The following is a 25,167-nucleotide window of genomic DNA, read 5'->3' as shown; positions in this document are numbered from 1 at the left end:
TTATACGAGTCCGAGAAAAGAAACCAATTCATCCAGTGACTGATAGAATCTTTCGATCTCTTCGGTAGTGTTGTAAATGTAAGCAGAGATTCGCAATACCTCGTCGCCCATCTGCTCATCCACAATAGGCTGAGCACACATATGCCCAGTTCGACACATAATGCCGTAAGAATCACTCAAAGATCTGGCGATATCAGACAGGTCATCACAATTTTTAATTCTAAGGCTGCCTATAGCACAGCGGTTTTCTGTACTTTTTGTACCTAATAACTGAATGTAATCTCTCTCCATGGCCCCTTTAATAATGGCCTCAGTCAATTCTTCGGTATGCTCCAGCGACTTTTTTTCACCGAACCGCTTAAGGTAATTGATGGCCTCACCGAAGCCCAAAGTAGAGGCAATTGCCGGTGTTCCAGCTTCGAAGCGGTGCGGGATTTTTCGCTCTTGGGAACCTTCCGTATCGACCCAGTCCACCATGCCTCCACCAAGCATCAGCGGGCGTAATTCATTGAGCCGGGAGCTTTTGCCATACAAACAGCCCACGCCCGTTGGACCTAACATTTTGTGGGCAGAAAAAGCAACAAAATCAACGTCTATTTTAGAAACATCAATGCGCAGATGCGGGTGAGGCATTGATTGAGCGGCATCCACCACCACAATTGCATCACAGGCCTCTTTTGCCGCAATGGTCATCTCTTCAATGGGGGCAATATTTCCACTCACATTTGAGCAATGCGTGAGCACAACCACTTTGGGCTTTAACTTAAGTAGTTCATGGTAATGATCAAGGTCAATCCCCCCGTCACTATTAAGGTTGACCAATTTTAAGTTTGCAGCTCTTCGCCATGGCAGTAGTTGAGCATGATGAGAATCAAGGAAACCGACAACGATATCATCTTGCTGCAAACCCAGGCCATAGGCCACCAGGTTTAATGATTCAGTAGTTCCTTTAGTGAAAACAATTTCATTTCCGTATGCTCCTAAATATTGAGCTATAGAGTATCTTACCCGCTCGTAGGAGTCAGAGGCTTCTTCTGAAAGATAATATTTACCTCTATGAATATTGACGCCATTTTGCGAATAAAAATTTGACATTGCGTCGATAACGGAGCGAGGCTTTAGAGATGTCGCTGCACTATCTAAGTAAGTGACGCGTTGCCCATCTATAAGGCGTTCCAGAACCGGGAAATCTGCTTGGCAATTTTCTAAACCCATGATATTAAACTCCTTTTATCTGCTCTCATTGCAACACTTGAAACACAAGACATAAATTTACCTCCCCGATCGGCGGGTAAATAGTTGGTAGTGGAGCAATTGATATTTTTTGTTTTTAAAGTTTCTTTTAGCTTTTCGAGCAGCTCATTTTCAAGCTGTTGAGTCCAGGCTTCATTACCCATGTATTGAAAAGTAAACTGATCATCATCTGTTTGATTCATTTGATACATGTCTATCCAGGCTGCAGGCCCGATCAGTTCGTCCAACTCTTTCGGTGTCACTAACGTACCGTCATGTAGCCAGAGCACATTTTTAACTCGACCTTCATGGCGTACCACTGGCGCAGGGTCGCCACATGAACATTTTTCAGCACTTAAGCGATAAAGATCGCCAGTGGCATAGCGAATATGGGGAGACAAGCGATCACCGATAGTCGTAATAAGCATCTCCGCCAACTCACCAGGCTTGGCTGGGCGACCATCTCGAATAAACTCAATGTGGTAGTCTTTAACATTAATGTGCTGCTGCCCGGCGAGACATTCAAAACCTATGTATCCGAGTTCTGACATACCAAGCATATCTGCAAATGCAACCTTGTCACCAAAACATTCCTTAATTTGACGGCGGGCTACTTGTGTACAGAGTGTGTAAGCAGAAATAATACAAAAGCCATCCGTTTTATGAGGAACTCGTCCTGCCTTTTTCATCGCTCTGATTAAAAATGCAAAATGGGTAGGGTCAACAAATAGCAAATGTGGATCGTACTCTTCTATTTCATCCAAAGCTCTATTAACCATATGTTCTGGTGTAGTTAACAGATCATGGTAGACAGGCAACACTAATGTACCATCGGCTAACATTCGACTTTCCATGGTACTGTTTGGATTAGCACACTCTACATCTGAACAGTTTGGAGCAGCGAATCTGCAGGTACGCAATTTCAAACCTGGCCGCCACAGTGATGAAAATGTTGGGTTGACAGAGATACAACTGGCCTGACGCCTTGCAAGATCATAAGACAAAACAACACTAACCAATCTATCCCCTTCCGTTCCCGAGCTTTGAAAACGCATTACATAGGGACTTTTTAGATTGTAGCCGGAAGCAATAACAGCGGCTGGAAAACCTTGGCGGTAATTCCGCTTAACAGTAGGTGGGATTTTGAGTAAATCACTAGGCTCTGAAATGTCGTTGAGGGTTAGACCCGCCTGCTCAAGATGCTTTCTAAAAAAACCAGTTTTACTATGGGCATACGCTATTTCATTTTTTATTTTTTTATATACCGCGTCCATGGGATATCCATTCATATAAATAATACTAAGAATAAATATACTATTATGTTTAATTTTGGATAACAAGATGTTTATTTAAACAAACAAAATAAACAAAACTTGTTAATTTTGTTAACTACAAACTTACAGCAGACAAAAATTAATGCAATATTAGCTCGTATGAACTGGTTAATGCCCCGGCATAAATACCTATGCTGGCATCATAATCACTGACAGCATAACCGTTATTTTCCATGGCTTCATAAGTGCATTCCAGTAAGCTCCGGTGCTGGGGATCGGTGCTTTGTTTCTTTTGGGAGAAAGCTCAAAGAAATTGGCATCAAATCGTTCAACATCATCCAATACCGAAGCCGCTCGGACAAAGTTTTCATCATTAAATATTTCAGGGCTGACGCCGCTGGCCAACAGTTCTTCATCGCTAAAACGAGATACAGACTCGACTCCGTTAACCAGATTAGTCCAGAATTCATCGACATTGGCGGCCCCGGGAAGCGTCCGGAAAGCCCGATGATGGCTATCTGATCCATGTCCACCTCGTTATGCTGATTGTTCATCTTTGCCCTCCTGTGATCTGAGGTTTCTGATCCGTTTCTTGTTTTTTAACGACATAAATGGCCATTTTCACTGCACACTTCCCAGTACCTCCGATTTTATCTTTTAACTCACGGGTATTTTATCCCGGCATATGGGTGAGCAGATTCGCACCGATTTAACCCGCTGCACAAAAGTGTCGGTATTGGAGGCGGCGGTAATCCACACAGGTAAAGCTGATTGCACCGGCTGTGGCCTGATACTGATTTGCGTTTCGGCGCCTTGATCATTCACGCGTGAGATGTTTTTTCCCCGCGATAACCGGTCCACGGCTTCGACACCACTAGTAAACATTTCTTTACAAGCCTGGTGGTTTTCTGTTTTATAACAAAGCCATAGGCCTGCCAACCCAATCCGGTCATTGGAAAAATTATCCATCATGGACCATTTCTCGACAATTCGGATGGGATCATTCAAAGGTAAAACCACACTAACAGCCCTTAACTCAAGCTTGTCGGAGAGCCCTGCCAGCATGGAAATTACGCTCCGGCATCCAAACCGTTTTAAAGTTGTTTTTACTGGTATATTTTTTGCGGAAAGGTCAACGAGTAAGTTTTTTTGTAGAAGGTGGGAGCATCGACGGTAAAATCGAACAAGCTAAAATCAAGCGCTTTTTCAGCACTAATACTTGCTTGGCCACCTCCAGCTTTTTCTTCATCGGTTTTGCCGTAGATCACTATCCGGTCGACACGGCTAAGCGTCCATAATAACCCCAAGATGGAGATATCAAACGACATTTTGGTTATCGCCAGCCAGGAAGCTGGCTGAAGGACTTGGCTGTAAAAACTATCGTCCCTTGCTTTATAGAAGTTTTGATATTGCAGTGACTTATTATGACACCTTTAGGATTAGCTGTGGTGCCTAGACATAAATCATATAAGCAAGCGGCTGATCATACGCGAATATGGCGAAATTGCAGGGGCATATTCAACAACAGCTCTGTCAATAGTATCCAAGTCGATAACCGCCACTTGTTCAAATATATGCTGCGGCCCTTTATAGGATAAAATAACCTCAATACCGGCATCTTCTATCATATAGTCAGGTTGAGATATCGGATAAGACAGATCTAAGGGCACAAAAGCCACCCGCGAGCATTAGATTTTTTAAAATATTTCCCGAGATTATGGCGGCAGCAAACAGATCATATTTACTGCCGCAACTTTTGCGGGATCTCACTTATCATCAGAAATCTGCTATAAGTGAGTATCTATGCCGGATAAAACTATCTTAATACCACGCGTGCATTCACTGATTGCAGCGGACGGTTAGTGTCCCCCGGCATCATCTTTCTGAATTTTTCGATTTGCCCATGTGAGGCCTGCAATGGTTCTTGCATCACAAACCAGCGCACACCTTCAGAGCATGGCGGTGTCGTCAATGAACCGTTAAAACGGAAATAGTCTTTATTTTCAGGCAGTAATTCTGTGCTTTCAAAACGGGTTGCTAACGGTACTGGTGTGTTTTTCTCTGCCGGCATCCTCTGCCACAGCCCTGACAGCGCCTGGTTTTCATTGCCCTGTTCGAACATTACCCCGATCACCGCCAGGTTGCCGGAGGGATCTGCATGGACAAAGTGCATCTCCAGCGGATATGACTTGCCGTTGATGGTATTTTCACTGGGAGAGTGGAAGTGGAATTGCTTTAAGTCAAACTGACCGGCGTCATTTTTAAAGGTATTTTTCCCGGCAATATTGGCTTGTATGGTATGGCCGTTGTTCACCAGAGAAACTTTACTGGCGCCATAGTTGATATCGAGCTCAGGCAGCATGGCATCTATGGTGGATGAAATATCGATCGGCGACTGATTGACACCGTTTTTGCAGGTGGAAAAATCTGAGGTTAAATCTCCCCAATGCTCTGCCCCGTGCTTTCCCTTATATTCCCAATGTGGTGCACTTGCTAACGCCGATGTTGCCGCGCCTGATAACAGCACCAGTAGCGCAATATTTCTTATTTTCATGCTTGCTTCCTATCCAATGAATCTTAAAAAATTTTGTTAAAATATAACCACAGCTTGAGAAATTATATCGCGGATAGGGTATGCCTTAAGACATAATATGTCAACCGTCAGCTGGTTTACTTTTGATATTTATCAATATCTTATCTAGGGCAAGGGTAAAAAAATGGTGATCCTGGTGCCCTGCCCCGGGGTTGAGTCTATTTCAAAATGTCCCTGATGCTCTTCGATAATGCCAAAAGAAATAGACATTCCCAGTCCGGTGCCGCTGCCGACATCTTTGGTGGTAAAAAACGGTTCGAAAATGCGCTGCTGAGTTTTTTCATCCATGCCGCAGCCGTTATCGCTAAAGCAAATCAGCAGTTTTTGCTGTTCTTCTCTGGTGGTGATACTCACCACACCTTTTAGCGGTGTCTGCTGCTTTTGGGTTTCAATGGCCTGGCAGGCATTAACGGTCAGGTTCATAAACACTTGCGCCAGTTTCGATGGATAACAGTTTACTAATGGCTCGGCGTTAAACTGTGTGGTAATTTCAATGTCATCATACTGGGTGCGTACTAAATTTACCGTTGTGGCAATTAATTCGGTGATGGTGGTGGTTTGGTGCTCGGCACTGTCGAGGCGGGTAAAGGTGCGCAGGTTATTCACTATGGTTTTGATGCGTTTTGTCCCCTCGGTGGCTGTTTCTGTCAACTCTATCAACTTGGCAAACTTTTCATCGAAAGCTTGTATCACTTTCGGGTCGGCTTTTTCACCGCCGGCAAGTTCGGTCAGGAAGGTTTTGATTTCCTTAATTTCATCTTTCATCATATAAACCGAGGCATAGGTGAAACTGGTTGGATTATTGATTTCATGGGCGACCCCGGAAGATAAGGTGCCTAAAGAAGCCATTTTTTCTGATTGCACTAATTGCTGTTGGGTATTTTTAAGTTCTTGGTGGGCTTTGGCAATTTTCTGCGCATAGTTGGTAATTTTTCGATTCCATACCACCACAACACCAATGATCACCAGCGCGACCGTCAATAAATACCAGAGAAGTGAATAATCGACTTTAATGATGACATCTTCCCGGCTGCTCCAGCGCTGGTAAATACTATTTTTTAACTGCGGCGGCATATTGGCTAACACATTGTTGATGATCTCTACCAGCTCAGGCCAGTCTGCCCTGACGGCAAAGTGCAGTTGATCTTTGATCTCGGTTTGATTAATGATACGCAGCTGATTGGCGCCTAACTCGTTCATGATATAAGTGCAGTGCGCCAGCGGGCACAATAGCAAATCGACATCTCCCCGGTTCACCGCCAGCACCGCGGCCGACATCGACTCGAACGGTACTAAATTAAGCTCGGGATAACTTATTTCAATTTGCTGCCGATAGCTGGCCCCCTGCACTATGCCTGTGGTTTTGCTATCGAGTTTATTTAAGTCTGCCACATAAATAAACTGGGGGTTACCGCTTACGGCTACTACAGGCATGCTGGTAATGGGCTCGGAGAACAAAAAGTCAGCCATGATTGCTGCTTCCTGGCTGTGGGCAATGGTAATATCGCTGCCCAGGGCGGGGTTTTCCTGGCCGGTGTTTTCATCTTCATCAAACTCATGCCAGTTAACGGCAAGTTGTTGTTTGAAATAATTGACAAAGTCCGGGACTATCCCCTGATAGCCCTGCTTGGTTTTATGGCTTAGCGGTAAGCCCAATTCGGGTAAATATAAGGTTTGCTGATCATGGCTCACCAGCCAGGCCTTTTGTTGCCTTGAAGTGGTGATAATGTTCTTACTGGCGCCGCTTAGCTGACCAAACCATTTTTTTCTCAGGGCAATTAATTGCTCTTCCGGTATCGCCAATAAAGTTTTATTAATAATGTTGCCTAAAACGCGGCTGTTTTCATGTACTGCCATCGACAGCGAGGCATTGCCGAATAGCTCTGCGTCAATTACCGGTAAGGTTTGCAAATTGGTGATGAAACTTTTCTGGATAAAATAGCTGGCCACTAATTCATTGGCAACATGACCGTCGGCACGCCCTTCTGATACCGCCAGCAGCGCCTTATGGGTTGAGCTCACTTCAAGCAGCATGATTTCGGGATAGTTTTCCCTGATATGATAAGTGTTGGCATCTCCTTTAATGACCGCCAGGGTTTTACCGTTAAAACTGCCGAGCCTGGCTTCAATTTGCCGCTGGTTGGTTTTGATGATGAAAACATCCCGTGCTTCTATATAAGGCTGGGTAAAGCGAGCCACTTTTGGCCCCTTTCCGGTATTGACGACATTAAGCAAAATATCCACTTCCTTGTTCATTAATTGTTTCAATTTGGCAGGTCCCTGCCCTTGGCTAAATTCCAGTTTGATATTGAGCAGTTTGCCGATAATGTTCATCAGGTCGATACTAAAGCCCTGGTTGATATTATTGTTTATAAAACTCACCGGAGGTAAGTCTTTACTCATGACTTTCCAGGTATTTTTATGTTTCAGATACAAGCGCTCCTGTGCCGTTAACGGTACTTGTACCATTGCCGGTTTACTCACGCCGATCCAGGCCTTTCTTAAATGGATCAATTCAGTTTCAGAGATCGCATCTATGGCTTTTTGCAGTAATCCCAGCAACAACGGATTATCTTTGTGGGTTGCCATACTCAAAGGCGTGGCTTGAAAAACGGTCTCATTTGGCGTGGCAGGGACAGTCGTCACTTCTAAATTTGCAAGAAAGCTCTTTTCTATCAGATAATTAACAACCGCCCCCATTTCAATCATCACATCGGCATGGCCATCGGCTACTGCTTCCAGGGCTTTTTGCGTATCAGGCAATTCAATAAAAGTCGCGCCAGGCAGATTTTGCTGGATTCTTTCACTGATGGCGAAACCGCTGACAATCGCGATACGTTTTTTAGCCAAAGCGCTCAACCGGCTGATATGATTTAATTCACCTTTACGCGATACCAGTAAATGCCGGCTGTCGATATAAGGGGTGGTGAAAATGGCAAACTCCCGCCTTGCTTCGTTGTCTATGATATTCGCCATGACATCGAGCTCTTTGTTTTTTAACATCTCAATATATTCATGCCAGTGTTTCTTTTGAATAAATTCAGCCTTGATACCAAGTTTACTGGCAATTAATTTGATAAAATCAATACTGTACCCGAGCGCTTTACCGCCAGAGGTAAAGTTAAACGGCGGGTAATTACTTTCATTTTGCACTGTCATTACCGGGTGCTTACGTAAATACGCCAGCTCTTTGTCGGTAAGCTCCAAAACATTGCCGAACTCAATATGCGTGCTGCTGCCGAACCATTTTTGTGAGATTGGCAGTATATCTGCTTCGGGTACTAACCGAACCGCTTTGTTAATGATACTGGTTAGTAAATGGTTGTTTCTATTGGTCGCAATGCGATGAGCGACCGTTTGAAAATGAGGATTGTCGATGATCACCACCGGCACTAAGTGGGGTAAATGGTATTGGGTAATAAAAAAGTTATTCACACCTATATTACCGACATAGCCGTCTACCACATCGTTTGCCACTAAGGTCAGTCCTTCAAGCGTGGTATCGACCGGTAAAAGTTTGATGTCCGGGTAAAAGAGTTGCAGCATTTCTTCCATTAAAAAGTTTTTGATCACTGCAACTTTTTTACCGCTAAATTGTTCCAGCGAGTTTAATTGTTTAACCTGCGCTTGTTTAACAATAATAGATGACAGGGTTTGAACAATCGGTGGAGAAAAGCTGGCAAATTTTTTGCGTTTGGGGGTGGCGGCGATATTGACCATCAGATCCAGCTTATTGTTTTGCAACATTTCCAAATATTCTGTCCAGGAAAAACCGCTGACATAGTCAAATTTGATCTTGATAATATCCTCAAGCAAGGTTAGATAATCTATGCTGTAACCGACGGGCTTGCCCTGACTGACAAAGTTATAAGGCGGGAAGTTTTTCTCGCTTTGCACCTTCAGCCTGGGGTGTGCCTTTAGGAATTGTTTTTCCTCTGTACTCAGTTGACTCCATAATGCCAAATGTGCTGAATGACTTGAGCTGTCACTTTGCAAACGGCTTTGGGAGTCTGGCGGGTCTGTCGCTATAGCTGGCTCACTATTGATCAATAAACCATCGATGTTATGCAATTTATCGACAAGATCATTGGCCAGTAACTGCTCGGAAATCATCGCCAGCTGGCTGTGGTCTATACTGCCAATGTCATATAAATCCCGCATGATCAATTTGCTGGTTTCATCGGCTTCAAATTGCAGCGCCGCTTTGGTTTTATGCTGGCTGTTATAACGCTGTATGATCAGATCAACAATTTCCTCCCGGTGGGATAATGCATAGTGCCAGCCTAAATTAACGGCCTCGGTAAACTTTATCACTAACTCGGGATTTAACCGGGCAAACTGGCTTGATGTGAACAGGTTAAAGTCCAGGGTAATGTTGGCGTACTGGTTTGGATCATAAATGCGGTAAGGTATTTTTAAGCGGTTAAGCTCATAAGGTTCATTGGAAATAAAGGCAATCATGGCCACTGCCTCTTTGTTTTTAAAGGCATCAAAGTGGTTCTCTGCCTGCTTGGCAGTGAGGGAGTCAGGTTTGACCCGGTGAAATTTTAACATTTCCCGGATACCGCCAAAGTGCCAGCTTTTTTTCGCCCCCAGCACAGCTTTACCCGAAAGTTGCTTTAACGAGGTGATTTCCGGTTGGGTGATCAGCATCAGCGGACTACGCCTGAAATAGCTGGCAAGTAATTTGACCTCTTTGCCGTTATGATAACCTTCTAATAACTCAATTCCGGCAATACCAAACTGTGCTTCACCGCTGAGCACCCGTTGCAGGGTATCGTCATGGCTGCTGAGTTCATTAAAGCTTACCTCGATTCCGGCCTGGCGGAAATATCCCTGGTCTACCGCTGCATAAAAGCCCGCGAACTCAAATTGATGTTGCCAGAATAAATCCAGGGTCACTTTAGTCAGTTCTTTGCCCTGCACCGGCACCACTAGAGTATTAAGCAGCAAGATGATGAAGAGGATATTTTGCTTAACTAGGTTACAGAGCTTTTTGACGATAGCCATTTTTATGATATCTAGAGTAAATTTCATCACTTATTTGTCATCTTGATGACAGGTTTAACTTCCTGAAGCAGACAAGTGCCTTAACCGGGTTCCCCGTATTTTTTATTGCCGCCTGGCTTCAGGTTATTGCGCCATAAACTCAAATAAATCCTTCAAATTATTAGTGCGTTAGACTGTAAGCTTGAGCCAGTGTAAGTATAGTAAGAAAGTGGACTTCTACTACCCGGATAAAGGCAGAGGGAAACAACCGGGCAGGTGTTTGGCCTTAAATATAAAAATTAAGCTAAACTTATTAACACGTTTTTTCTGAAAAAAGCCTCAGAGCCAAACACATTTATTGGGGACTATAGTGTTGATATCATTTGGGATAAAAAAGTGCCGTCTTCGAAGTCTTCAAATCATCAGCCGGGTTTAAAAGATAACAATAATGAGCAATAATTCTTTCTTGCAAATCAGTTATATCTTTGCCGTGACTTTAGTTGCGATCCTGTCGGCTTATGAAGTCGGCTATATCGTCAATAATGTGGTCACCATCTGGCCGGCGACCGCGGTAATATATTGGGCAATAAGGCATTTCGGTCTGTCTGGCTTTATCGGAACCGCTCTGGCCGGTTGCATACACAGCTATGCCTGGCTTAATTTTCCGCTTTTTAATCTGCTTATCCCCCTGAGCAGTTCGCTCTGTGCCTGGGGCGCCGTTATTCTGGAGCGTCACTTTAATCCGCGCGGTTACATCTTCGACGGCTCCCATAATATGTTGATATTTTTGACCGTCGGTATCGGCGGCTTTTCCCTCAGTTCGGCCATTATCGGCAACATTCTGATCAGCGTGCAATTTGCTGTGCCCTGGAGTGCATACGGCATCGGGGTTTGGAACTGGTTTCTTGCCGATTATACCGGCGGTATCATGCTGGCTCCCTTGCTCCTAGTGCTGCCTTTATTTTATAAACAGGTGATCACCGAGTGGCGCATTTCCCTGGTTGAAATTACCTTATCTTTTTTATTATTGGCACTTATCACCCTGGTTTTCCTGTCAGGTATTATGAAAAATTACGGGACTTTCAGCCCTATGTTTCTCGGGCTTCCCGGCGCCATCTTTATGTCGACCCGTGGCGCCAGTGCCCGTGTTTGCCTGTGTTTTTTCCTCTTTACCGTTGCCGCCCTGATGATGACGGTGACCTTAGGAGGCAATACCGAAGACAATGTCGGTTTGCGCACCGTGCAACTTTATCTGACAATCGTACTGGTGTGTGGCTTGATTTTGCACAGTGTCCGTGTTGAACGCGGCAAATTAATCAATAAGTTGGCGGATGAAAGGCGTCAGTTGGAAATTCGCGTCAAAGAGCGTACCGCAGAGCTGTCGCGGGAAGTCTCGGAAAAAAAAGAGATTGCCTTAAAAATGGAAGCCCTTGCCCGTATCGATCCCCTGACCAAACTCTACAACCGCCGCTACTTTGCCGAGCTGGCTGCCCGGGATTTGATCCGCGGGCAACGCAATAATGAACCTGTGTCTTTGTGCATGCTCGATATTGATTATTTTAAGACCATCAACGATACCTATGGTCATCCGACCGGCGATTCCGTGCTGGTGGAGCTGGCGCAAATTCTCCTGAGGGAAATCCGTCACGAGATCGATAGCGTGGTGCGTTTAGGGGGCGAGGAATTTGCAATCCTTATGCCGCAGACTCCTTTAAAAGTCGCCAAAGAAGTATGCGAGCGTATCCGCCACAAAGTGGCCAGCCATAATTTCAAGGTAGATGAAGGGGCGAAAATAAAACCCAAGAGGCTGCTGGTCACTATCAGTATCGGCATTATCGAATGCCCCCTGATAGAGGACACCATAGATTCATCTATCAGTGCCGCAGACAAGGCGTTATATCAGGCCAAACATGAGGGACGAAATTGCGTCATTTGTGGTGAGCTTCCCCGGGTAATTTAACCTCTGATGCCATTAAAAAACAGTGCTGAGTTTTACAGCCAAGCCGGCATGAGCAGGCATCGAACCCGGTGTCAGCTTGAGGGGCATAGCCGGAATTCATCTGTATTGATGGGATCAGTTTTAACAAGTCAAAAGCTTTAATAGCATTATCATGAAGAAATATTTTCTTGCCTGTGCCGCGGTATTAACTGCATTCTTAACGGGCTATTTTTTTGCCGGTAAGTTCAATGTCGAACTTGTCGCGGTAAAACCTGCCCGGCCCGCAACTGCCGTAACCGGGCAGGTGATGGTAGCCGGCGATCTTGCTGACGGGCAATGCAGTGCAGATAAAGAGCAGCTGGCCAGACTACAACAGCTGCTCAATGAAAAAGAGCAACAGCTGGACTCGCAGCAGCAAGCACTCTTGGCAATGCAAACCCTTGGTGAGCGCTATCAAGTTATGATGGCGGCACTTGGGGATAAGGGCTATTTTCGCGGGCCGCGTATCCTGGAAAATTTTCAGGCAAATGACATGTTTTTCGAGTTTTTTCAATTAAGCCCCGAACAGGAACAGGCAATAAAGGAAGTGAGCGCAAATGCTTTGCTCAGCATTCAAGACTGGGAAATACTCAATGCTTACTTGCTCACTAAGGACGACAAAAAAATCGTCTACGAAATCCCTGTCGCAGCAGAAGAGGCTCAGGGCGTTAAAAATAAATTGATTGATGATTTGGTTACTGTGCTCGGGGAAGAGAATCGTGAGCTCAGCCATCAGTTTTTGGGGGACTTATTTGAGCAATTTGCCTTTAAAAGAATTGTCACCTTACAGGTGCTTCGGGCACGAGACCCGGCTGTTAGCTCGCAGAGGTTTAAGCTGAGGGTAAAAATGTTCGATACCCATGGCCAAAGGAGGCGCAGTGCTGCCAATACCTACGGGCAAATACCCAAGCGATTCAGCCATCTGTTCAATGAATTTTCATCCGCTCACCAATAGCGGGCTGAAAAACGACTAAGCAGAAAATCATGCTTTTTACGGCTTGTTGCTGCACCAGCGAAAATAAATAAGCCCCAAAAAAATGGGGCTTTAAAGAGTAGCGATCTGGCTTTTTCCTGTTAAGCAGAAAAATCACTTCTCATTAATGTTATTATACTCGGGCACTTAATTAATCGGGCACACAAGCCGCAAAACAAGCATTTAACCAGACTCCGCAAATGCTGCCGCTAAGTTCACCGGTTTCACAGGCAATCAGTCTTTCGAAACAAATATTACAATCTGCCGGTTGAGCCGAGATATTGCCGGCGGAAACTCCGGCAGCCACTCCTAGTGCTAAAATGATTTTTTTAAATTTATTATTCATTTTTCTTCCTTTTTATTTTTATTGGTTAATGATGAGGTAAACGTCGACTGCTCATTAAATGTACATATGGTTTACTGAAAATACAATGTTATGCAACATTTATTTTACCAAGGCAGGTTGCCGCATCGGGATAAAGCACTAAAATAGCGGGCCGAGAAGCTCAATTTCCGCCAGCTGGGTCATGGAAGAATTTCCCTGATTTTTTGTGATGTTAACCCGATATGTTTGATATCTGCTTGTGTTGGTAAACTCAAAGTTTTGTTGTTCAAACCGGCTTTGCCAAAAGATATTTGTCCAACTGCCCGGTTCGTTCCAGCTGGCGCCGTTGTCATTTGAGCCGAGCACAGTAAAGTCTTGCGGATCTTTCTGCGGCGTTGTTGGTGCTGGTCATGGTGATGCTGTTGACGGTTTGTGCTGTTGGTAAATCAAGCTGTATCCAGGCAGGCGAACGCCTGCTTGGAGCCCCGGCATTGTCCAGCCATTTGCTGTTAATGTTATCATCAAAGGCTTTGCTTTCATCTTCACCGGAATAAATGCGGGCTCGTGCCGAAATTTAATGTCAGCCTTATCCGTTAAGGCCGTTGTATAAAACGCGTTGATTCTAAAACATATTGATTCATTAGACGAATGCTTTGTTTGCATTAGTCGTTGTTACCTGGGGGTATTTCTGTCAGCATCATACCCGCCGCCAAAGGGCGCGGCTGATCATGCGCGCCTTGGTTGGCAATGGCATCCGCTTTAAATTGGTTTTTATGATCCCCCGGGTAAAACAGGTTTTTTTGGAATAATCGATATTCACATCCAGGACCACGGGAATATTTTCTTTGGCAAGTGCCAGTGCCTGGCTTAACCCCCAGCGCACCTGACGGTTATTATCAATGCGCAAATACTGGCAGCCGCTGGCCTCTACCATGGCTTTTATCTTGATATTCGGCAATTGGCTGCAGGTTTTTTTATTGTACGGCGTGGTCTGGGCCTGGGAGATTTGCGCCAACTCGCCATCGCTGAACACGGTAAAAATGGCCCCCAGCGCTCTGGCGGCTGCGGTGAAAAGCTCGGTGTAGCTCATTAAAAAGGCGCCGTCGCCGATAATGCCCACCACCTGGTTGTCGGGATTGGCTAATTTAGTCCCTATCACCGCAGGCGTGGCATAACCCATACAGTTAAAATCGGTGGGGCTAAAAAAATGTTTTACCCGGTAACAGGGCATCAGTTCGGCGGTTAAAAATGTATGATTGCCGTCATCGGCGATAATATAGGCATCGTCATCCAGACTTGCCCTGAGCTGCTGAAAAAACAGCGCGGGATTGACTTTGTCGCCGCTGTCATGGGCTAACCATTGCCTGATATAAGCAGCCTTGTCCTGGGCTATTTTCCCGGCAATATCGATGATTTTCGGGCAAATGGTCTGCTTGGCCAGCGCTTTTTCCAGCGCTGGCAGCAACAAACCGGCATCGCCTGCCAGGGTAACCTTGGCGGGGTAATTGGCACTAAATACCTCAGGGTTGATATCGAGATGAATAAGGTTGTCCGGTACCGTCACGCCAAAGCTGCCGGTGGCAATTTCAGCAAAGCGTGTGCCTACGGCTAATAAACAGTCGCAGTTTTTAAAGGCATTCACCGCTGCCGGTACGGCTGCCGGGCCAAAGCCCATGCCGGTATGGAGCGGGTGCCTGGCGTTAAAGGCACTGAGTCCCTGTAAGCTGGTGGCTACCGGCGCATTAAGCATTTCAGCGATTTTTTCGCTGTATTGACTGGCATCCACCGCGCCCCAGCCGAGAAAAATGCCCGGGTTTTTCGCTTCGGCCAACAGCTTTGCTGCCCGGGTGATGGCTTCACTTTGATCTGCTGGCACATCCGGCGCCGGTACAATATATTCGGGCAATTCACCCACTTCGCCTTTATCGAGCTGCAGGTTAACCGGGATCTCAATAAACACGGGCCCCGGTTCACCTTGATTGGCAATTTGGTGAGCTTGAAAAATTGTGCTGACCACCTGATCATGGCGGCTGATCTTATAGGTTTTCTTGGTGATCGGCTTCATCAGGGCATGCTGATCCATATCATGCAGTTGGTAGGCAAACCGGGAGTCTGATCTGACACCGCCGCTGATCACCAGCATGGGGATACCGTCCAGCGAGGCTTCACCTATGCCGCTGGCGGCATGTGTTGCCCCTGCCGCCGGCACTATCACCAGGGTGCCTGTGCTGTCACTGCTGCGGGAGACGGCATCTGCCATAAAGGCGCCATAGCCTTCATGGGTCACCAGCACAGGTTCGATCAGCTCAGATTTGTCCAGCTCATCGTAAATTTCGGTATTATGTACGCCGGGAATGCCAAAGGTATGGCTGATGTTCAATTGCTCCAGGGCATACCTTACCAGGTAGGCTGCTGTCCTTTTCATACTGGGGTCTCATGGTTGGCTATAGGGGCAGTATATTTAATGACCAATATTAATTGTTTGATCTTGCACCATATTCTGTTATTAAAATAGACAGGACAATAACAGAAAGCGCCAAGTGTTTGCTTTTGGCCTTGTTGCCCTGGCTGTTTTTCGCGAAGGGCAATGACCACTGGCATCCGTTCACATATGGGAAAATAGGATTAAAAAACAATGACAACGAAAAGGATATTAATACCTTTACCCGGATATGGCTGTGATCCGTCAGAAGTGGCGATCCCATGGCGGCTATTGACGGAGCAGCAACATAAAGTCACTTTTATCACCCCAAACGGACAAGCCGCCCGCGCTGATGACATCATGTTGACGGGGAAAAAATTAGGCCTGCTAAAACCTTTGTTAATGGCGCGAGCCGATGCGGTTCAGGCCTATCAAGCGATGCAAGCGGAAGAAAGTTTTCAGCAGCCGTTAACCTATGCCGGGGTATGTGCCGATGACTTTGATGCATTGTTATTGCCCGGCGGCCATGACAAAGGGGTGAAGGAATATTTAGAATCCGATGTGCTGCAGCAGCTGGTGGTTGATTTTTTTCGAGCCCGTAAACCCGTTGCCGCCATTTGCCACGGGGTGCTGTTAGCGGCAAGAAGCATAGATCCGGCCACCGGGAAATCCGTTATTTATGATTATAACTGTACCGGGTTGTTAAAAACGCAGGAGCTGACGGCATATAGTTTAACCAGGCTTTGGCTCGGCGATTATTACCTCACCTACCCCGGCACCACCACCGAGGACGAACTGTTAACGGTTTTGGCACGTCCCGGGCAATTCCTTGAAGGGCCTTTTCCTTTGTTAAGGGATGATGCAGAGCATTTAAACAGAGGTTTTTTTGTTAAAGACCGCAATTACCTGTCGGCCCGCTGGCCCGGTGATTTGTATGGCTTTAGCCTGGCCTTTATCGAGATGCTGACCGAGTGAGTAAACAACTTCCCCGGTTATTGTCGGCGGCATTGATGATTTGTGCCGGTTTTGCTTTTTCATTTGAATGTCTCCATACTGGGCAGCGCAGTGTTTAATAATGCATCACTTTGATAATGCAAAGGAAATGAAGATGACTTCCAAGCCGGACATTAATAATCAGGTTAGCAAGCGGGAAATTTTTGGCTGGGCCATGTATGACTTTGCCAATTCCAGCTATACCACAGTGGTCATCACCTATATTTACAGTGCTTTTTTTGTCAGCCAGATAGTACCGGCGGACTCCGGCTTGCGTGACAGTTACTGGGCAATTGCCATAGTGATCTCGACCCTGCTCTCGGTTATTCTCGCCCCAGTGCTCGGCGCTATGGCGGACTTAAGCGGACAGAAAAAGAAATATTTAACGGTGTTAACCTTTACCAGCGTGGTCTTTACCGCCGCTTTGTTTTTTGTCGACCCCGGCCAGGTGTGGTTAGGCATAGGTCTGCTGATCTTTAGCAATACCGCCTGGATGTTATCGGAAAACTTCATCGCCAGCTTTTTGCCGGAAATTACCACGCCGGAAAATATCGGCAAAATTTCCGGGATCGGCTGGGGCATCGGGTATATCGGCGGTCTGCTTTCTTTGGTGTTGATGATAGGCCTGATCACCGCCAGCGCAGAAGAAACGCCGCAGTTATATATCAGTCAAAACCAGGTCGCCATGGTCGTGGTGGCAATCTTTTACCTGCTGGCCGCCCTGCCCACCTATTTGCTGTTAAAAGAGCGGGCTGTGGTCAAGGAGCAATACCGGGATGCCGGTATTGCTTTGGTGTTTAAAACCAGTGCCCAAAGGGTTGGCGATATGATGGTCCTGATCCGGGAATATCCTGTGCTGTTTCGTTTCTTCATTCCTTTTACCGTTTATTCGGCGGGCATCGCGGTGATTGTTAAGTTTTTCGGAATTTATGCCAGTGAAGAGCTCAACATCAGCGGCACTTTTTTGATCATCACCGGGGCGATACTGCAGCTTGCTTCTATGATAGGGGCGATCACCTTTGGCGTGATCCAGGATAAAAAAGGTGCGTCCTTTACCCTGAAAGCCTCACTGATATGGTGGTTGCTGGGGATTTCCGGGGTGTACTTTCTCGAATATGTCGCCGCTTTTTTTGCCATGGACATTAAACATATGTTTATTGTTATTGCCTTTATAGCCGGCTCTGCATTAGGAGCCACCCAAAGTGCCAGCCGGGCTGTTGTCGGGCTGATCACCAAAAAAGAAGATGCCTCGTTAAGTTACGGCCTGTGGGGAGTATTCGGTAAATTTGCCATCGTACTTGGCATGATCTTCGGCCCTATTTCCGATGCCGTGGGACGGCATAATGCCCTCTTGGTGGTGATGGTGTACTTTATCGTCGGCTATCTGTTATTGCGTTTGGTTCCCTTTAATACCTTAGCCAATCAGCCAGAATAATTGTTAAGAAAAAATGTGCTCCACCTGCTGCCAGCCTGCAATCAGTCATATGGCTGACACGTGAAATTGCCGGGCGAAAACCACAGGCAAACCGGTTTTCGCCATCGATTGACAAAAGATCTACTAAAAACTTCATACTTGGCAATAAAGTTAACAAAATGTTGCTTGATCATTTTTTATTCTATGCTAGCATGCTCTGGCAATAAGTTGTTATGACCATGGATGGGAACAACACTTTTATACTTTCCTTTGTTATCTATATGATAATCCATATCTTTTTAACTATTGCAGGGAGTGCAGGTGAAAGGTGCAAGTCGCTGTTGGCCAAGAATGATCATCAAGCCTTGCCTGGAAATGGTGACGTTAAATGGTTGTTAACCATAAAACTGTCACAATCACCCGTTAACTTAGTTTATCAGGCAAAGCATATGCGCATGCGTGCCTCATGCCATCGATAACATACGCCGGCATTTATGCCGTATCTTGAGTATTAAACACGGAGAGTTTACATGTTGAAAAAAAATCCGTTCCGGCAATGGCTGTCACAAGCCACTGCCACCCTGGCCATTACCTTGAGCCTAACCCTTAGCAGCCCCCTCTGGGCAACGGCTGCTGATAATAGCCAGGCGCCATCTGCTGCCAAGCAAAGTCCGGTAAGTGATAGCCAATTAACGTCGAGCAAAGCAGCGGCAATTTCAGAGCCGCTGGCGGCATTAACACAAAATAATGCCACCTACAGCTACGACGAGCTTGGTCGTCTGTCCCGGATCAGCGTCAATGGTAAGCTGGTGACCGAATATCAGTATGACGCTGCGGGTAACCGTACCCAGAAACAACACCACCAATAATGGTTAATTCGTCCGGCATGGCTTAACAGTCAGTGCATGATGACGTCACAGTAACTCATATTTAAACGTACGACGCTTCCGCTTTAACGGATTAAACCGTCGTTGCTTTCGTTGCGGTCCAATATCGACACTGTCACTCGGGCAAGCCGGGTGGAGTCAAGGTGCCAGCGCTGAACATTGCAAACATGCCGAGTTTTTACTTCGCAACTCATGGAATTGATCTCATGCGAATACTCAGTACAATGAAAAAAAGGTATTTTATCAGCAAAAATACCGCCACAAGCAAGCAAACCCGGTTTCACAGCCACCTGTTTATCTTAGGCCTGATGCTGCTGGCTGCTATCAACACAGCAACGGCTTTTGCCAAAAGACCGGAAAACCCCGGCTTACCTCAAATCACGCCGGCTGTTGATACCCTGCCGAAATGGCAAAGTGTCGAGATCCCGGACACCCTGAACCAGGATGTGTCCAAGCTTGAACCTTTTTACTCAGGTTTTGGCGATGAACTTATGTCACAACAGTTGCTTTCTGGCCAAAGCATACAAGTGGCCGGCGACAGCCCTCAGCAGATCAAGGATCTGGCACAAAGCCTAAAACACGATCCCAGGCTGATTTTCCAGTATGTCTACGATCAAATTGCCCACGAACCCACTTACGGGGCGTTAAAAGGCAGTTTAGGCACTGTGATTGACAAAAGCGGTAACAGCTTCGATCAGTCGGCATTGTTGGCAGAATTGCTTAACCTCTCGGGTTATAGCGCCAAAGTGCTGAAAGTGCAGGTGGACAAACCCGATGCGGAAATTTTTAACTGGTTACAGGTGGATGCCGGCCGCGCCAATGCCTTCAACGACATGGTGCAGCTGTTATCTATGGCCAACGGTTTAAACCAGCTGGCCCGGGTCGGCAGCAAGATTCGTTTTACCCATGCGCTGGTGGAAGTGACCATTGACGGTCAGCTATACCGGTTAGATCCCAGCTTTAAAGCCAGCGAACAGCTGCCCGCTACCCTGGATATCGCCTCGGCCATAGCGTTTAACAAGTCCTCTTTCTTAAATACCGTGGCCCCTTCAGGCAATGTCCAGCCGGCGGCCTTAGCCCAGCAACTGACTGCCATGACACAGAATCTGCAGACAACGCTGCAGACGAATTACGCCGATAAATCCAGCGATGAAACCCTGGGTGGCTGGCAAATCATTCCGTTTGAAGATACCACCCTGCCCAATACGGCCATTGCCAGTAGCCAGGCATCCTGGAGCGAGATCCCCGACAGCCATGCCGTCACCTTGCAAGTGCAATATGCCGGCATTAACGTCACCCTGCAAAGCCGGGATATTTACGGCAAACGCCTGCATATCCTCTATGACAGCAGCGTCAGGCCTTTACTGTACCTGGACGATACTTTACTGGCCACCGGCAGTGCCCAAAGCAAAGGGGCCAGCGGCAATATCAACTTCACCGTTAACCAGGCCTATAACTCGGGCTTTGGCGATCAGAGCTGGCAGCAGCAAGTCGCCGCAGGCGGTGCCTATAACATTATCAATATCTGGGGGAATGTCGGCGGCGATATGATCCGCCATTACCAGCAGCAATTAACCGAATTCCAGTTCCAGGGAGCAGGTGCAGAAGAGATCAGCATCTCGACCCTGGCGGTCATGGGCATGAGCTGGCTTTACGATACCAACATCAGCAAACGCCTCAATAACCGCATTCTAACCCATATCACCACGGCGCTGCATAATGTCGGTATTACCGGTACCCGGGATATTACCGGCGCCACCGGCGGTCCCTACATAGATGTCGGCGGCGGCTACGTTGCCCAAAGCGGCAATGCCGCCAACTTTGTCTCCTCCGGCATGCTCAGCAGTGCTTTTGAGCACGGGGTTTTACAGCATACCCAAGATCTCGACGGCGTTTCCACCGCACGTTTGATGACCATGGCGGCAGAAAGCGGCCAGCCTTTTTACCAGGCCAACAGCAGCAACTGGTCGTCGGTTCAAGGCCAGTTAGTCGCCTACAGCAGCGGCCAGCTTAACCTGATGCAGCAATATATCAATGCCGGCTATACCCTGGTAGCGCCGCAGCGCGGTGACCTCACCCTGGATAACTGGCGCGGTTCCGGTTATTTCACCTTTATCCAGAACGGCAACAGCATGAGCGCCGGTTATCTGATCAGCGGCGGCCTCAACGGCGGCTTCTCCAGTACCCCGGCGCCGGTTGATGACTCCTTTGCCGGCAGTGTTTTTCAGGCCCTGGACAATACCTGGGAGGCGGTAAAAAGCTACGACCCTATTAATATGAACACCGGTGACTTCCTGTTTTACGGCGATGATCTGAGCACAGGCTCAGGCATAGGCGAATTAAGTTTCAGCCGCAGCTATAACTCATCTCACCACAGGCAAGATAAAGGCCTGGGTCTGGGCTGGCGCCACAATCACGATATTTCCGTGCGTGCAGACACAGATATCAACCGTGCCTTCGGCCAGCGTTCATCCATAGACGCCGCTCCGGCAATTGTGGCGCAATACGTTGCCCGGCAATTTCTTGATGATATGGCCACCAATATGGACACCAGTATCGTCGGCGCTGCTGTGACCTATAACTGGCTGATGGACGAGTTGGATCACAATGTGGTGTATTTCAACCGCCCGGATGCCGGGCAGCAATTTATCAAAATGGCAGACGGCAGTTATCAGCCGCCGCAGGGACAGGCCGATACTTTAATCAAGCACGGCAATGGTTTATTCCAGGTGACCGACAAACATGGCTTGAACTATCACTTTAACGGCAACGGACAAATCAGCCAGATCATCGACCGTAACCAAAATCAGGTCAATTACCACTACAGCGGCGATGCCTTAACCCAAATCAGCAATTCTTTCGGCCGTTATCTTAACCTGGGCTACAGCGGCAACCACCTGGCCAGTGTCAGCAATGATGCCGGCCACCAGGCCAGTTTCGGCTATCAGGGACAACAACTGAGCAGTGCCGTAAATCCGCTCGGGAAAACCACCTCCTATCACTACGACGCCCTGGACCGCCTCAATAAGGTGTTCACGCCCCAGTACCCGAATGATGCCGCGGTTTATAATATTTACAACAGCTTAGGCAAAGTTACCGAGCAGACCTCCAACATCGGCGGCCTGCACTATTATTACCTGGTACCGGGATACCGGGCGGAAGAAGTGGGACCGCTTGGCTACGGCTATAGCCTGTACTTTAACAGCGGCGGCCACCCCAGCAGGCGCATTGATGGCCTGGGCCATATTACCCGTTTTGAATACGACGGCCTTAACCGCCGCACCCAGGTGTTATACCCCGAAGGTAACAAGGATGTGATCGCCTATGATGGCAGATCCAACCCCGTTACCCTGATCCGCCAGGCCAAGCCCGGCAGCGGCCTGGCAGATCTGGTGGCGACCACAGGATTCAGTCAGGACTTTAATTTACCCCTTTGGAAGCAAGATCCCGCAGGCAACCGGGTTGATTTCGGCTATGACGCCAATGGCAACTTACTCAGCACAAGTTTGCCCGCGGTTGAATTAAACGGCCAGAATGTCCGTCTGACAGACACCAGCCAATACCTGGCAAACGGCCTGGTAAGCCGTAAAACCAATGCGCAGGGCACACATACCGATTTTACCTATGATGCCAAGGGACAATTGTTGACCCAAACCCTGGACAGCAGCGGCAAAGCTTTGATCTCCCGCTTTACTTACAACAATGTTGGCGACGTTATCAGCCGTACCAATGCTGCCGGCCAGCTCAGCCAGTACAGTTATGACAATGCCCGAAGGCTGATCAGCGAAACCGGTCCTTTGGGCATACGCACGGATTATGTCTATGACGACAATGATCGCCTGGTACAAAGCCGGAAAAAAAGCGATGATACCCAGCTGCATCCCGGTGGCTGGGCAATATCAAACTTTACCTATACCCGAGACGATAAGCTGCTCACCAGCACTGAGCCGTCCGGAGATATTGCCACCAATAGCTATGATATTCAGGGCAACCTGCTTCAAAGCGCCGATGCCGATAACCGCTTGACCCGCTTCAGCTACGATGCCTTAGGGCGAATAAGCAAAGAAGAAAAGTGGTTTAGCAATAGCTGGTTAGTGCAAAGCAGTTATGGTTACAGCGCCAATGGCAAAAATATCTGGCTCAAAGACGGCAACAATAACCTGACCAGTTACCAGTATGACGGTTTTGATCGCCTGGAGTTAACCACATACCCGGACAGTAGCACTAGCAATACCCGATACTCGCCGAGCGGAGTCATCGCCAGCACCACAGACAGAAAAGGGCTAACCAGTAGTTACCAGTATGATGCCCTGAACCGCCTCACCGAGATGCAGGTGGGCCAGGAGCAGCGATTGACCTACAGCTATACCGCGTTAGGCCAGCAGCAAACCGTTAACCAATATATGCCGGCCAGCAGCAGTCAGGCGCACACCCTGAACATGGCTTATGACAGCCTGGGGCAGCTGACAAGCGTGACCAATGCCAATAACCAGCAGTTAAGCTATAGCTATAATAATCTGGGGCAAAAATTGTCGGTCACTTACCCTGATAACCAAAAGGTAACTTATGGTTATGATAGTGCGGCCCGACTGGCAACGGTAGCCTATGCCAATAACAACCTTGCCAGTTTTAGCTATAACAGTTTATCGCAACGCACCGCATTAACACTCGGCAACGGCTCTCAAACCAGTTACCAGTATACTCAGGACGGCGATCTGGCCGCATTATCGCACCAGCTGGGCAGTCAGCTGCTGGGATACAGCTATAGCCATAATGCCAGCGGACAGATCACTGGAAAAACTTATCTCGGTCTTGCCACTCCCTGGTTGCCCGGGGTGAGCCAGCAAACCAGTTATGTGATTAACTCCCTGAACCAATATCAGCAGGCGGGCAGCGAAACCCTGAGTTTTGACGCCAACGGTAACCTCAGTCAGCGTGGGCAAAATTATAGTTATAGCCATAATGGCCTCAACCAGTTGACTGGCGTTCAGCCCATAGGCATGAGTTCGCGTATCAGTTACCGCTATGATGCAATTGGCCGCCGCATCAGCAAGGACAGCTACGGGCAGATCAGCCAATATCTGAACGATGGCAGTAATATCATTGCTGAATATGACGCCCAGCTCAACCTGCAACATAAAATTATCTATAGCCCGGGCATAGACCAACCGATAGCTTTTATCAGTGGTAGCAACACCTATTATTATCATGAAGATGAACGCGGCTCGGTTGTTGGTCTAAGTAATAGTAGTGGTCAGCTGGTTGAACAATACAGTTATGGCCCGTTTGGCGAAAGCAGCGATATTAGTGCCCTGGGTAATCCGCTGCGTTATACCGCCCGCCGGCTGGACAGTGACGCCAACCTCTATTTCTACCGGGCTCGCTACTATGATCCTGAGCAGGGCCGTTTTATCCAGTCGGATCCTTTAGGTTACGCCGACGGCATGAACACCTATGCCTATGTCGCTAACGATCCGATGAACTTTGTTGATCCCCAGGGTCTGTATGCCCAGGGGTCGCTTGATGTGTTAGGCGGCGCAGCCGATGAGTTTACCTTCGGGCTTACCTCGGGGATCACTGATTACCTAGGCGTTGACAAAACTTCGGTTGAATATAGTATTGGGGGCGTTGCCGCCCAGATTAACCCTAAAGGCTTGATTGTTGCTGCCGGCAAAGGATTAGGCAAGGCTGCCCTGAAAGACAATGTCAAATGGAACAATGGCTGGAGAACCCCGGACGGGAAGTTCGCCAGTCCTAATGGTTCCGGCACGGCAGGTGCTGCGCAAGAGCAGGCGGTATGGGATGCGATCAAGCAAAAGCCGGGATGGAATGTCATTGAAGGACGTGTTTCCGTGAGAAACTCCAGCGGACAGCTGCGCGTATATGACGGCGCCGCTGTCAGTCCCAGAGGCAGAACAATCGGCCTGGAAGTTAAATCGGGTTCCGCCAGAAAAACTGCGGCGCAACGAAACTTTGATAGCAGCGTCAATACCTTTAATCCGGCAACAGGAGTAGGTAAAAGCAGCGGTATCAGCATAGGACGCACGATAGAAATTCGGGTACCATAATTTTATTTGATGATGAAT

General features: G+C 47.5%; 16 protein-coding genes and 1 pseudogene. 6 read left to right on the top strand and 11 right to left on the bottom strand.

Annotation, left to right across the window (positions count from 1 at the left end; all coding sequences use genetic code 11):
• The 8 genes and pseudogenes from SG35_RS31970 to SG35_RS31935 all read right to left on the bottom strand — a co-directional run bounded on the left by SG35_RS31970 (position 1) and on the right by SG35_RS31935 (position 10,137).
• A complete protein-coding gene (locus tag SG35_RS31970; RefSeq protein WP_044836197.1) occupies positions 1 to 1,215 on the bottom strand; it encodes an aminotransferase class V-fold PLP-dependent enzyme in 1,215 nt (404 codons plus the stop codon).
• Entirely contained in the window at positions 1,206 to 2,507 is a 1,302-nt protein-coding gene (locus tag SG35_RS31965) for a phenylacetate--CoA ligase family protein (RefSeq protein ID WP_044836201.1), read from the bottom strand. Before SG35_RS31965 ends, SG35_RS31970 begins: the two co-directional genes overlap by 10 nt.
• Before the next feature lie 139 nt (positions 2,508 to 2,646).
• Positions 2,647 to 2,960, bottom strand: a pseudogene (locus SG35_RS31960) (beta-ketoacyl synthase N-terminal-like domain-containing protein).
• Between the two features lie 204 nt (positions 2,961 to 3,164).
• Positions 3,165 to 3,572 carry a hypothetical protein gene (locus SG35_RS31955; protein ID WP_044831186.1) on the bottom strand — a complete coding sequence of 136 codons (408 nt, stop codon included), beginning with the start codon at positions 3,570 to 3,572 and terminating at the stop codon, positions 3,165 to 3,167.
• 41 nt (positions 3,573 to 3,613) lie between these two features.
• Positions 3,614 to 3,835: a hypothetical protein gene (locus SG35_RS31950; protein ID WP_044831185.1), complete on the bottom strand. Its 222-nt coding sequence runs from the start codon at positions 3,833 to 3,835 to the stop codon at positions 3,614 to 3,616.
• 135 nt (positions 3,836 to 3,970) lie between these two features.
• A complete protein-coding gene (locus SG35_RS31945) occupies positions 3,971 to 4,177 on the bottom strand; it encodes a hypothetical protein (protein ID WP_152646488.1) in 207 nt (68 codons plus the stop codon).
• A 146-nt stretch (positions 4,178 to 4,323) separates the two neighbouring features.
• Positions 4,324 to 5,061 carry a carbonic anhydrase gene (locus tag SG35_RS31940; RefSeq protein WP_044831183.1) on the bottom strand — a complete coding sequence of 246 codons (738 nt, stop codon included), beginning with the start codon at positions 5,059 to 5,061 and terminating at the stop codon, positions 4,324 to 4,326.
• Between the two features lie 144 nt (positions 5,062 to 5,205).
• Positions 5,206 to 10,137 (bottom strand): transporter substrate-binding domain-containing protein, encoded by a 4,932-nt coding sequence (locus SG35_RS31935; protein ID WP_044831182.1) that lies wholly within the window; start codon positions 10,135 to 10,137, stop codon positions 5,206 to 5,208.
• A 400-nt stretch (positions 10,138 to 10,537) separates the two neighbouring features.
• Between SG35_RS31935 and SG35_RS31930 the strand changes: the two genes are divergently transcribed.
• Positions 10,538 to 12,049 (top strand): sensor domain-containing diguanylate cyclase, encoded by a 1,512-nt coding sequence (locus SG35_RS31930; RefSeq protein WP_053042818.1) that lies wholly within the window; start codon positions 10,538 to 10,540, stop codon positions 12,047 to 12,049.
• Positions 12,050 to 12,200: 151 nt separating this feature from the next.
• Positions 12,201 to 13,022 carry a hypothetical protein gene (locus tag SG35_RS31925; protein ID WP_044831181.1) on the top strand — a complete coding sequence of 274 codons (822 nt, stop codon included), beginning with the start codon at positions 12,201 to 12,203 and terminating at the stop codon, positions 13,020 to 13,022.
• Between the two features lie 169 nt (positions 13,023 to 13,191).
• Here SG35_RS31925 and SG35_RS31920 read toward each other — a convergent pair whose 3' ends face one another.
• The 3 genes from SG35_RS31920 to SG35_RS31915 form a co-directional block, all read right to left on the bottom strand.
• Positions 13,192 to 13,386 carry a hypothetical protein gene (locus SG35_RS31920; RefSeq protein ID WP_044831180.1) on the bottom strand — a complete coding sequence of 65 codons (195 nt, stop codon included), beginning with the start codon at positions 13,384 to 13,386 and terminating at the stop codon, positions 13,192 to 13,194.
• A 328-nt stretch (positions 13,387 to 13,714) separates the two neighbouring features.
• Positions 13,715 to 13,921: a galactose-binding domain-containing protein gene (locus SG35_RS32180; protein WP_420794576.1), complete on the bottom strand. Its 207-nt coding sequence runs from the start codon at positions 13,919 to 13,921 to the stop codon at positions 13,715 to 13,717.
• Positions 13,922 to 14,062: 141 nt separating this feature from the next.
• Entirely contained in the window at positions 14,063 to 15,790 is a 1,728-nt protein-coding gene (locus tag SG35_RS31915; RefSeq protein ID WP_044831177.1) for a thiamine pyrophosphate-binding protein, read from the bottom strand.
• Positions 15,791 to 16,000: 210 nt separating this feature from the next.
• Here SG35_RS31915 and SG35_RS31910 point away from each other — a divergent pair, with 210 nt between their 5' ends.
• The 4 genes from SG35_RS31910 to SG35_RS31895 all read left to right on the top strand — a co-directional run bounded on the left by SG35_RS31910 (position 16,001) and on the right by SG35_RS31895 (position 25,149).
• Positions 16,001 to 16,762 carry a type 1 glutamine amidotransferase domain-containing protein gene (locus tag SG35_RS31910; protein WP_044831176.1) on the top strand — a complete coding sequence of 254 codons (762 nt, stop codon included), beginning with the start codon at positions 16,001 to 16,003 and terminating at the stop codon, positions 16,760 to 16,762.
• 133 nt (positions 16,763 to 16,895) lie between these two features.
• Positions 16,896 to 18,215, top strand: coding sequence for an MFS transporter (locus SG35_RS31905; RefSeq protein ID WP_044831175.1), 1,320 nt, complete (start codon positions 16,896 to 16,898; stop codon positions 18,213 to 18,215).
• Positions 18,216 to 18,724: 509 nt separating this feature from the next.
• A complete protein-coding gene (locus SG35_RS31900; protein WP_044831174.1) occupies positions 18,725 to 19,063 on the top strand; it encodes an RHS repeat domain-containing protein in 339 nt (112 codons plus the stop codon).
• 224 nt (positions 19,064 to 19,287) lie between these two features.
• Positions 19,288 to 25,149, top strand: a complete 5,862-nt coding sequence (locus tag SG35_RS31895; RefSeq protein ID WP_160298229.1) for an RHS repeat domain-containing protein — start codon at positions 19,288 to 19,290, stop codon at positions 25,147 to 25,149.
• Positions 25,150 to 25,167 lie beyond the last annotated feature (18 nt).

This window comes from Thalassomonas actiniarum, assembly GCF_000948975.2.
Lineage (GTDB): Bacteria > Pseudomonadota > Gammaproteobacteria > Enterobacterales > Alteromonadaceae > Thalassomonas > Thalassomonas actiniarum.
This window is presented reverse-complemented; position numbering and strand designations above follow the sequence as displayed.

Excerpts from the sequence above, each read along its gene's own strand:
- SG35_RS31970 (WP_044836197.1), bottom strand. The coding sequence starts at position 1,215 with ATGGGTTTAGAAAATTGCCAAGCAGATTTCCCGGTTCTGGAACGCCTT.
- SG35_RS31965 (WP_044836201.1), bottom strand. The coding sequence starts at position 2,507 with ATGGACGCGGTATATAAAAAAATAAAAAATGAAATAGCGTATGCCCAT.
- SG35_RS31955 (WP_044831186.1), bottom strand. The coding sequence starts at position 3,572 with ATGCTGGCAGGGCTCTCCGACAAGCTTGAGTTAAGGGCTGTTAGTGTG.
- SG35_RS31950 (WP_044831185.1), bottom strand. The coding sequence starts at position 3,835 with ATGTCGTTTGATATCTCCATCTTGGGGTTATTATGGACGCTTAGCCGT.
- SG35_RS31940 (WP_044831183.1), bottom strand. The coding sequence starts at position 5,061 with ATGAAAATAAGAAATATTGCGCTACTGGTGCTGTTATCAGGCGCGGCA.
- SG35_RS31935 (WP_044831182.1), bottom strand. The coding sequence starts at position 10,137 with ATGAAATTTACTCTAGATATCATAAAAATGGCTATCGTCAAAAAGCTC.
- SG35_RS31930 (WP_053042818.1), top strand. The coding sequence starts at position 10,538 with ATGAGCAATAATTCTTTCTTGCAAATCAGTTATATCTTTGCCGTGACT.
- SG35_RS31925 (WP_044831181.1), top strand. The coding sequence starts at position 12,201 with ATGAAGAAATATTTTCTTGCCTGTGCCGCGGTATTAACTGCATTCTTA.
- SG35_RS31920 (WP_044831180.1), bottom strand. The coding sequence starts at position 13,386 with ATGAATAATAAATTTAAAAAAATCATTTTAGCACTAGGAGTGGCTGCC.
- SG35_RS31915 (WP_044831177.1), bottom strand. The coding sequence starts at position 15,790 with ATGAAAAGGACAGCAGCCTACCTGGTAAGGTATGCCCTGGAGCAATTG.
- SG35_RS31910 (WP_044831176.1), top strand. The coding sequence starts at position 16,001 with ATGACAACGAAAAGGATATTAATACCTTTACCCGGATATGGCTGTGAT.
- SG35_RS31905 (WP_044831175.1), top strand. The coding sequence starts at position 16,896 with ATGACTTCCAAGCCGGACATTAATAATCAGGTTAGCAAGCGGGAAATT.
- SG35_RS31900 (WP_044831174.1), top strand. The coding sequence starts at position 18,725 with ATGTTGAAAAAAAATCCGTTCCGGCAATGGCTGTCACAAGCCACTGCC.
- SG35_RS31895 (WP_160298229.1), top strand. The coding sequence starts at position 19,288 with ATGCGAATACTCAGTACAATGAAAAAAAGGTATTTTATCAGCAAAAAT.